Below are 8,151 nucleotides of genomic sequence, written 5' to 3' on the forward strand. Positions count from 1 at the left end.
CTCATAACGCTATGAGAAGGGCGGTCATCGCGGCGATAATGGCGACGGCAATGGCGTCTCGCGTGGCAAACTTCAGTGGATGCCAGTGGCTGCGCGTGGCACCGCCCACGTAACAGCGGGCGTCAAGGGCCCGTGCAAGGTCGTCTGCGTGGTGCATGGAGCTCGCCATGAGCGCGACAAGGACAGAGCCCAGCGCGCGCAGACGCTGCGCGGGGCTTCCGCTTGACACCTCGCCCCCGCGCGCGGTCTGCGCGTCCGTGATGGCGGCGGCATCGTCTGCCAGCGTAGGAATGAAGCGCAGCATAAGCGAGAAGACCATGGCAAGCTCGTGCCCCGGAAGGCCAATCCTCGTGAGCGGCGAGCAGAATGCGTCGAACGCGTCGCCCAGCTCGGTGGGCGTTGTGGTAAGCAGGAGCAGCGCCCCTGCCAGGATTGCCGCCAGCACGCGGACGGGGTAGAGCACGGCTGCCCACGCGCCTCCCCGGGTGATGGTGAGGGTCCCCGCCGAGAGCAGCACGTCTCCCTCGCGTACCAGGAAAAGGTTGAACAGCGCGAGGAGCAGCAGGACCCAGAACACGCCGCGCACGGAGTCCAGCACCTCTCCGGCCGGAACACGCGAGATGGAGAGAAGCGCCAGCACACACGCTACCAGGGCGACAAGGGAGAGTGGCCCATGCACGAAGAAGGTCGCAACCATGAGTGCCACGGCACATGCCGCCTTCGTGCGGGGGTCAAGCCGGTGGATGGGGGAGTCTGCGGCATAGTACTGACCAACCGAGATGCGAAGCGCCATTACTCCTCACGCCCCTCTGCGACGCCGACCGCGCAGGCAATGGCACGCGCCAGGGTTTCGTCCGTGAGGGGGTCGCCAAGAGGCGGGGTCCCCAGCCCCTCGAGCGCGCGGGCAAACGCGAGCGGCTTGGGGATGCCCAGCCCCATGTCGTGGAGGCTCTCGACGTGTGCTGGAGAGAACACGCCCGAGGGCGCGCCATCGAGAACAACCCTGCCCTCGTCGAGAACAACGACCCGGTCTGCCCGAGCTGCGTCCTCCATGGAGTGGGTGACCTCCACGAGCGTTGTCCCGGCGCGGCGCACGTCCTCGAGCACGTAGCGGAGCTTGTGCCTGCCGCGCGGGTCGAGTCCCGCCGTGGGCTCGTCGAGCACGAGTACCTGTGGCTCCATGGCGAGAATGCCCGCAATGGCGCATAGCCGCTGCTGGCCGCCAGAGAGCTCAAACGGCGACGCATTGTCTTTCCCCACGAGCCCCACAAGCTCGAGCGCCTCGCGCACGCGGCGCTCGGCTTCGTCTGGGGGAAGGCCCAGGTTCCTTGGGCCAAAGGCGACGTCTGCCGCAACGGTCTCGGCAAAGAGCTGCCGCTCGGGGCGTTGCATCACGTAGCCAACGTGCCCGTGGAGCCTCCGGCGGAGGCGACGATCGGCTGTGGTGATGCCGTCCACTGTGACCTTGCCCTCGTCGGGAACCTCGAGCGCGGCGATGAGTCGCAGAAGCGTTGACTTCCCCGAGCCCGTCTGGCCCACAAGCGCAACCCACTCGCCGCGTCCCACGCGAAGCGTTACGTTGTCGAGTGCCTGAGCCGTGAGGCCTTGCTTGCGCAGGCGGTGAGTCCGGGCATACGAGAACGAGACCGCGTCTACGTCCACGGCCGGCCCCGCGTCTGCAGCGTGCGGCAACGCCGAGGCAGCGCCTGGCATGGGGCACGTCACGGTCGCCGCGTCCGCACGGCATGCCGCTGCGGCCTGGTCATCCCGAGGGTGGTGGAGAAGCGCGTTTGCAACGCCTTCGAGCAGCGTCTCCTCGTTGCAGGTCCATGCAACGCCCAGTCCCAGGTCGCGCAGGCGAGAGGAGAGCCTTCCTGCGAGGGGCTCCTCCAGCCCCAGCTCGCACATCATGTCAACGTGCGAGAAGACCTGCTCGGGCGTACCCTCGAGCGCGATGCGGCCATGGTCGAGCACCACCACGCGATTGGCACCCAGCGCCTCGCTCATGAAGTGCGTGACGTGGATGACGGTGCAGCCGTAGCCGCGCAGCCTATCGACCACATGCATGATGGAGCGTCGGCCACGCACGTCCAGGGCAGACGACGGCTCGTCGAGCACCAGCACGCGCGGCTCCATGGCAAGCGCGCCGGCGATCGTCACGCGCTGGCGCTGACCGCTGGAGAGTCGTGCAGGGTCTGCCTTGGCGTAGCGCTCCATGGCAACGCGCCTGAGCTCACGGCGGACGAGGTGATCGATCCGCTCGGGTGGAAGGCCAAGGTTCTCGGGACCAAAGGCCACGTCCTCCTCGACCACGCTGGTCACAATCTGGTCCTCGGGGTTCTGGAAGACCAGTCCCAGGCTTCTCCGCGCGCGCGCATAGGCATCAAAGTCGGGGCCGCCCTCGGTGAAGACGCGCTCTCCCACAAGCGTGACCGTACCGGCGTCAGGGGCGAGAAGCCCGCACGCCACAGAGGCAAGCGTCGACTTGCCGGAGCCGTTGGCGCCAAGGACGCAGACCCTCTCGCCAGGCCTTACCTCAAGCGAGAGATCGTCGAGCGCGCAGACGTTGCCGTACGAGAGCGTAACGTGCGAGAGAGAGACAATCGCCTCGCTCTCGCCTGGGCCAGCGACGTTATCAGCTGCTGCCGTCTCCACCTCCGTGACCGTTACGCTTCGTTGGCGCCCCGAGCGAGCGCGTCAACGCCCATGGCCTTGCAGGCCGGCTTGAAGACGAGGGCAAACACGACGCAGTTAAGCACAATCTTGATGAGGTTGAACGGCAGGAGCGCCGGTACCACGAGGGCAAGCACGTCATTGAGGGCCATACCGGTGTAGAACGGCGTCACGATGAGGTTGCCCACAATGCAGGCGGCGAGACACACGACACCGCCAAGGACGAGGCCTGCCACCATGCCGCGAGTGCTCTTGTGGTGCTTGTACACGAGCGCGGCGGGAAGCACGAGGGAGATCGTGGCGAGGACCGCCATGACCACGCCGTAGATGCCGCTTGCCGTGGCAAGGTGCACAAGGTAGGGGATTATCGAGACCACGGCTCCGGTTGCAGGGCCAAACGCGAAGCCGGCGATGAGCGCCACGATGCCCGAGGGGTCGTACTTAAGCCACGTGACTCCGGGGAGGATGGGGAACTCAAGCAGCAGCGTGCATATGGCGGCAACGGCGCAGAAGAGCGCCGTCACCGCGATGCGCCTCGTGCTCCAGCCCGAGGCATTGGCAGAGGTTTCGTGCGTGGAGTGCGTGAATGTGCGCGGGGAAGTGGTTGCCATGTGGCATCTCCGTTTCTTCCGTCCGGACTGTAACCGTTGGTCCTGGAGTCTCACCAGGTCAGCCGCCTTTTTAGCGGGTCGCGGACTTCGCGCCGAGCGCGTTACCACCAGTGGGGATTTTCACCCCGCCCTGAAACCGTCATGGGAACTATAGCACTTCTCGCCATGCGCGAGCGTGAAGTGATGCGGGCCTGAGGCGGATGCCAACGGGACGGTGGGGCAACGGGCCAGCGAGCCGATCTTCCGTGCCTGTGGTGTTGGGAGTGCAAGAGCAGGATGAAGGTCTGTGCGCAGCATTCAACATCTAGTCCGTCTTGCTATACTCAAGTGCCGAGCACGTGCACACAGCGTGCAAAACCCAAACTGAGGAGCAAGATGTCCGAAAGTGGCACTACTGGCGATGACCACTTGCAACCGCTCGCCTGGAAACTCCGTTCGATAGTCGGCGAGGACAACGTCCTGGCAGACGAACCGATGAGTGAGCACACTACCTTCAAGATCGGCGGTCCGGCCGACCTCTTCGTGATCCCCGAAGACTTTGACGATCTCCACGATGTCATCGATGCCTGCAAGCAGGCAGAGGTGCCCTACTTTGTGCTGGGCCGTGGCTCGGACCTTCTGGTTTCAGACGAGGGGTACCGTGGCGTGATCGTTGCGGTGGGCGACGGGCTCGTGGGCGTGAGCGTCAATGACGACGAGATGTGGTGCCAGGCGGGAGTGACGCTGCGCGAGGCCTCCGAGATGGCCTGCGAGCTTGGGCTATCTGGCCTCGAGTTTGCATGCGGCATTCCGGGCTCCATCGGCGGCGCATGCTTCATGAACGCGGGTGCCTATGGCGGCTGCATCGCCGACGTCCTCAAGAGCGTGCACGTCCTGCACCAGGACGGCCACGAGGAGACCATCCCGACCGACCAGCTTGACCTGGGGTATCGCCACAGTCGTATTGCCGACGAAGGCATGGTGGTTCTCTCGGCAACCTTTGACCTCAATCGTGGTGACCCCGAGCAGATTCGCGCGACCATGGACGACCTCACGCACAGGCGCGAGGAGAAGCAGCCGCTCGAGCTTCCCAGTGCCGGCTCGACATTCAAGCGTCCCGAGGGCTACTTTGTGGGCAAGCTTGTCACCGACGCCGGCCTTCGCGGCTATCAGGTCGGTGGGGCTGCTGTCTCGAAGAAGCACGCTGGCTTCGTGGTGAACCTGGGCGGTGCCACGGCCGCGGATGTGCGTGCCGTGATTCTGCACGTGCAGGACGAGGTTGAGCGCCAGTTTGGTGTGCGGCTCCAGCCCGAAGTGCGCTTTTTGGGGTAGGGCCGTGTGTGCGTATCCGTCCGGATGGCGCGTTTTTACGTTTGGTGGCAGTTTTACGGGGAGCCCCCGAGTAGCAAACGGTTCGACTTCTGATGGAGCGCAGGTCAGCGAAGTGCGACTCCGACGGCTTCACATAAGGGATTTGCCCAAAACTGCCACCAACCGTCAATTTGGGACTGGCGGTTCCGGGGCTTCAGGGCAAAGACTTCCGCGGATGTCACCGTTGGCCTCGGCAAGCCCCCTCGCGGTGCTCGTCTGAGCTTCATTTGCACAGGCATTTACCAGCGCGTTCACACTAACATCACACTGTTTCTCTCGCGTAAGCTGCGGCGTCAGCTTCGTGCAAGCGTCTCGAGCACGCGAATGGCCCCCGGGCGCTATCCTCAGCCAACCAGCGTGGAGAGGGTTGAGATGAGTGTTGTCCTGTGCCATGAATCGGCTTTGAGATATTGGCTGACCAAGACATCCCACGAGGCGATTCCGCCTGTGAGCACCTGTCAGAGCCTTGCGTTTTCGAGTGCCAACATGCGCGACGTACGTGGCGATGCTCTGCCCTTTGGCTATGCCACGAAACGTCCGTTGCACGTTCTGGTGAACGATTCTGATTCGGTGCGCAATCAGCGGAGCCTGATAGTCCATCGATGGCGTGGTGGGCTACCACCGGGTTCGTTCTGTGAACTCTCCGGCTCGAATCTCGTGAGCTCCCCAGAGTTCACGTTCCTACAGATGGCCGCTGGGCAATCCCTGCGAGAGGCTGTCGAGATTGGCGACTACCTGTGCGGCCTCTTTTCCATTGGCGATTCCGGCCGCGGGTACACGGGCCAGCGCGATGCCCTAGCTACGCCCGAGTCGACTGCGGGCTTCCTCGATCAAGTCCCAGGAGCCTACGGCGTCAAGCAGGCGCTTCGCGCGCTGCGCTGCATTGTTGCGCGCACGGCGTCACCCAGGGAGATCATGCTCTGCAGTGCTCTCGTTCTCCCCAAGTCGGGAGGTGGGAGGGCGATTCGCCATGTGGTTGCAAACCAAGAGGTCAAGATTCCCGAGCGTCTGTGGGAATTTGCAGGTACCGATAGTTTCTACTGCGACGTGTACATCCCCAGGGCTCATGGAGACGTGGAATACGACAGCGAGCAGTATCACACAGGGCGTTACCGGTTGGACCACACGCAGAAACGCAGGAACATCCTTGAGGTCTCGGGTATCAAGACGATGTCGGCCACCCCTGGACAGCTCAGCACCTTCGAGTACTTCCAGAACTTCATGTGGATGCTCAACAAGAGGTTTGGCCTCAGGGAGCGCAGTCTCACGGAGGCGCAGATCGACGCTAGGCGGGACCTGTACGAGTTCTTCAATGACCCGCGTAGGACCCTTTTCTAGGTGTCTGTTGCCCTGCATCAGAGGTGCCAATCCCAAATTGACGGTTGGTGGCAGTTTTGGGCAAATCCCTTATGCGAGACCGTCGGAGTCGCAATTCGCTGACCTGCGCTCCATCAGAAGTCGAACCGTTTGCTACTCGGGGGCTCCCCGTAAAACTGCCACCAAACGTAAGAACGCGCCATCAGGTGCCCGCAATACCTCTGCAGGCAAGTCCGACCGCCTCGGCTTCGTCTTTGGCAATGCGATAGGGCTCGTGGCCTGCAGAGGAGACGGCGGCAACATTGCGCTTGGCAATCTTGCGGCCAATGTGGCGCGCATGCCAATGCATGAATGCGCAACATGCGGCCTGGGTCTCGCCGTGGGGAATGCTGACGAAGCGCCGCGAGAGAGACGCCGGAGCAGCACGCTACAAGCAAGCGGGGCGCGGGCGCGCTCTGTGGCGAACCTGCCCCTAGTTCTTGAGGCTGTTCAGTGGCGCGGGGAATCGCCCGCCGCGGTGCGCAAGCACGTTTCCAGCGAATCGGTTCACGCTCATGACTGGCGCGCTGCCAAAAAGGCCACCAAACTCGAGCGTGTCGCCCTCAGCGTGCCCGATGGCGGGAATCAAACGTACGGCCGTGGTCTTGGTGTTGATCACGCCGATAGCCATCTCGTCGGCGATGATGCCGGCAATGGCCTCGACCGGCGTGTCCCCAGGGATGGCAATCATGTCCAGACCCACGGAGCACACGCTGGTCATGGCCTCGAGCTTCTCAATCGAGAGCGACCCGTCCTCGGCCGCGCGAATCATCCCGGCGTCCTCCGAGACGGGAATGAACGCACCCGAGAGACCGCCCACGCTGGAGCTGGCCATGACGCCGCCCTTCTTGACGCAGTCGTTAAGAAGGGCCAGAGCACAGGTGGTGCCAGGACCTCCGCACTCGCCCACGCCAATGATCTCCAGGATCTTCGCCACAGAGTCCCCGGCGGCAGGCGTCGGCGCAAGCGACAGGTCGACAATGCCCTTCTCCACGCCCAGGCGCCGCGACGCCTCGCGGCTCATGAGCTCGCCGGCGCGCGTGATTTTGAACGCCGTCCGCTTGATGGCCTCGGCGACCTCCATGAGGTTTGCGCCATCGGGCAGCTGCTCCAACGCCGCAGCCATTACGCCTGGGCCCGAGACGCCTACGTTGATGACGGCATCTGCCTCGCCAGACCCATGCACGGCGCCAGCCATGAATGGGGAGTCCTCCACCATGTTGGCAAAAACCACGAACTTCGCCGCACCGTAGCAGTCGATGTCTGTGGTTCGCCGCGCGCATTCGAGGATGGTCTCGGCCGAGAGAAGCACGGCATCCATATTGATGCCCGCCCTCGTCGACGCAATGTTAAGCGAGGAGCACACCCGCTCCGTCGTTGCCAGTGCCTCGGGAACGGAGGTGATGAGCCGCCTGTCAGCGCTGCCGATACCCTTCTGTACCAGCGCCGAGAAGCCGCCCATAAAGTCGATGCCCAGCGTCCGCGCGGCACGGTCCATGGCATGTGCGATGGGGGAGAGGTCCTCGTCTGCACAGCCGGCCGCCACCTGCGCCACCGGCGTCACCGAGACGCGCTTGTTGGCGATGGGAATCCCGTACTCTGCTGCCAGGTCGTCGGCAACCGGGACGAGGCGTTCTGCCTGGTGCGTGATGCAGTCGTAGATCTTGTCGCACATGCGGCCCATGTCCTCGTCGGCGCAGCCGGCAAGCGAGATGCCCATGGTGATGGTCCTAAGGTCAAGGTTCTGCTCCGTGACCATGGCGAGCGTCTCTGAGACTTCCTGCGGGGTGATCTCCATATGGTGTCCTTCGCTGGTGGCCGCTGCGTGCATGCCCAGCCATTATACGAGAAGAGTGTTGCGCGTCAGTTGCCTATCCGTGCAACCGCCACGCTCGAGGGGTCATGCCGGTCTCGCAGCGAAACACCTCGCTGAAGTGGCTCTGGGAGCAGAACCCCAAGTAGGTGCTGATGTCGAGTAGCGATTGGTCGGTGTTTGCGAGCAGCGACTTTGCCTCTTCGATCTTCTCGTGCCGTATGTAGTCTGCAAGTCCCATGCCCGTCTCCTGCTTGAAGCGCGTGGAGAGAAACCCACGGCTCACAAAGAGTGCCTTGGCCACGTCCTCGGTGCGGATGGGCTCGAAGATGTGCGCACGAACGTAGT

8 protein-coding genes and 1 riboswitch are annotated in these 8,151 nt (G+C 63.6%); of the genes, 2 read left to right on the plus strand and 6 right to left on the minus strand.

Features of this window, described 5'->3' with window-relative positions; all coding sequences use genetic code 11:
* Nucleotide 1: 1 nt before the first annotated feature.
* From ACO59D_RS06970 to ACO59D_RS06980, 3 genes are read right to left on the minus strand one after another with little or no spacing between them, the layout of a single operon-like run.
* Nucleotides 2-793: an energy-coupling factor transporter transmembrane component T family protein gene (locus ACO59D_RS06970; protein WP_485126368.1), complete on the minus strand. Its 792-nt coding sequence runs from the start codon at nucleotides 791-793 to the stop codon at nucleotides 2-4.
* Nucleotides 793-2,655: an ABC transporter ATP-binding protein gene (locus ACO59D_RS06975; RefSeq protein ID WP_485126369.1), complete on the minus strand. Its 1,863-nt coding sequence runs from the start codon at nucleotides 2,653-2,655 to the stop codon at nucleotides 793-795. Before ACO59D_RS06975 ends, ACO59D_RS06970 begins: the two co-directional genes overlap by 1 nt.
* Nucleotides 2,656-2,666: 11 nt before the next feature.
* Nucleotides 2,667-3,284, minus strand: a complete 618-nt coding sequence (locus ACO59D_RS06980) for an ECF transporter S component (protein ID WP_485126370.1) — start codon at nucleotides 3,282-3,284, stop codon at nucleotides 2,667-2,669.
* Nucleotides 3,285-3,290: 6 nt separating this feature from the next.
* Nucleotides 3,291-3,426: riboswitch (FMN riboswitch) on the minus strand.
* A 233-nt stretch (nucleotides 3,427-3,659) separates the two neighbouring features.
* On the opposite strand from ACO59D_RS06980, the gene murB reads away from it, so the two are divergent.
* Nucleotides 3,660-4,595 carry a UDP-N-acetylmuramate dehydrogenase gene (gene murB / locus ACO59D_RS06985; RefSeq protein WP_485126371.1) on the plus strand — a complete coding sequence of 312 codons (936 nt, stop codon included), beginning with the start codon at nucleotides 3,660-3,662 and terminating at the stop codon, nucleotides 4,593-4,595.
* A 696-nt stretch (nucleotides 4,596-5,291) separates the two neighbouring features.
* Complete coding sequence (locus ACO59D_RS06990; protein ID WP_485126372.1) at nucleotides 5,292-5,972, plus strand: hypothetical protein; 681 nt, start codon at nucleotides 5,292-5,294, stop codon at nucleotides 5,970-5,972.
* A 181-nt stretch (nucleotides 5,973-6,153) separates the two neighbouring features.
* Here ACO59D_RS06990 and ACO59D_RS06995 read toward each other — a convergent pair whose 3' ends face one another.
* The 3 genes from ACO59D_RS06995 to ACO59D_RS07005 all read right to left on the minus strand — a co-directional run.
* Nucleotides 6,154-6,300, minus strand: a complete 147-nt coding sequence (locus tag ACO59D_RS06995) for a hypothetical protein (RefSeq protein WP_485126373.1) — start codon at nucleotides 6,298-6,300, stop codon at nucleotides 6,154-6,156.
* A 123-nt stretch (nucleotides 6,301-6,423) separates the two neighbouring features.
* Nucleotides 6,424-7,788 (minus strand): DUF711 family protein, encoded by a 1,365-nt coding sequence (locus ACO59D_RS07000; protein ID WP_485126374.1) that lies wholly within the window; start codon nucleotides 7,786-7,788, stop codon nucleotides 6,424-6,426.
* 73 nt (nucleotides 7,789-7,861) lie between these two features.
* Nucleotides 7,862-8,151: helix-turn-helix transcriptional regulator (locus ACO59D_RS07005; protein ID WP_485126375.1), on the minus strand; the 290-nt coding region annotated here is incomplete at its 5' end.

The organism is Tractidigestivibacter sp. (assembly GCF_057241865.1).

What these genes read in the sequence shown, in the direction of transcription:
- ACO59D_RS07000 (WP_485126374.1), bottom strand. Translation starts at nt 7,788, where the DNA reads ATGGAGATCACCCCGCAGGAAGTCTCAGAGACGCTCGCCATGGTCACG.
- murB (WP_485126371.1), top strand. Translation starts at nt 3,660, where the DNA reads ATGTCCGAAAGTGGCACTACTGGCGATGACCACTTGCAACCGCTCGCC.
- ACO59D_RS06980 (WP_485126370.1), bottom strand. Translation starts at nt 3,284, where the DNA reads ATGGCAACCACTTCCCCGCGCACATTCACGCACTCCACGCACGAAACC.
- ACO59D_RS06970 (WP_485126368.1), bottom strand. Translation starts at nt 793, where the DNA reads ATGGCGCTTCGCATCTCGGTTGGTCAGTACTATGCCGCAGACTCCCCC.
- ACO59D_RS06995 (WP_485126373.1), bottom strand. Translation starts at nt 6,300, where the DNA reads ATGCATTGGCATGCGCGCCACATTGGCCGCAAGATTGCCAAGCGCAAT.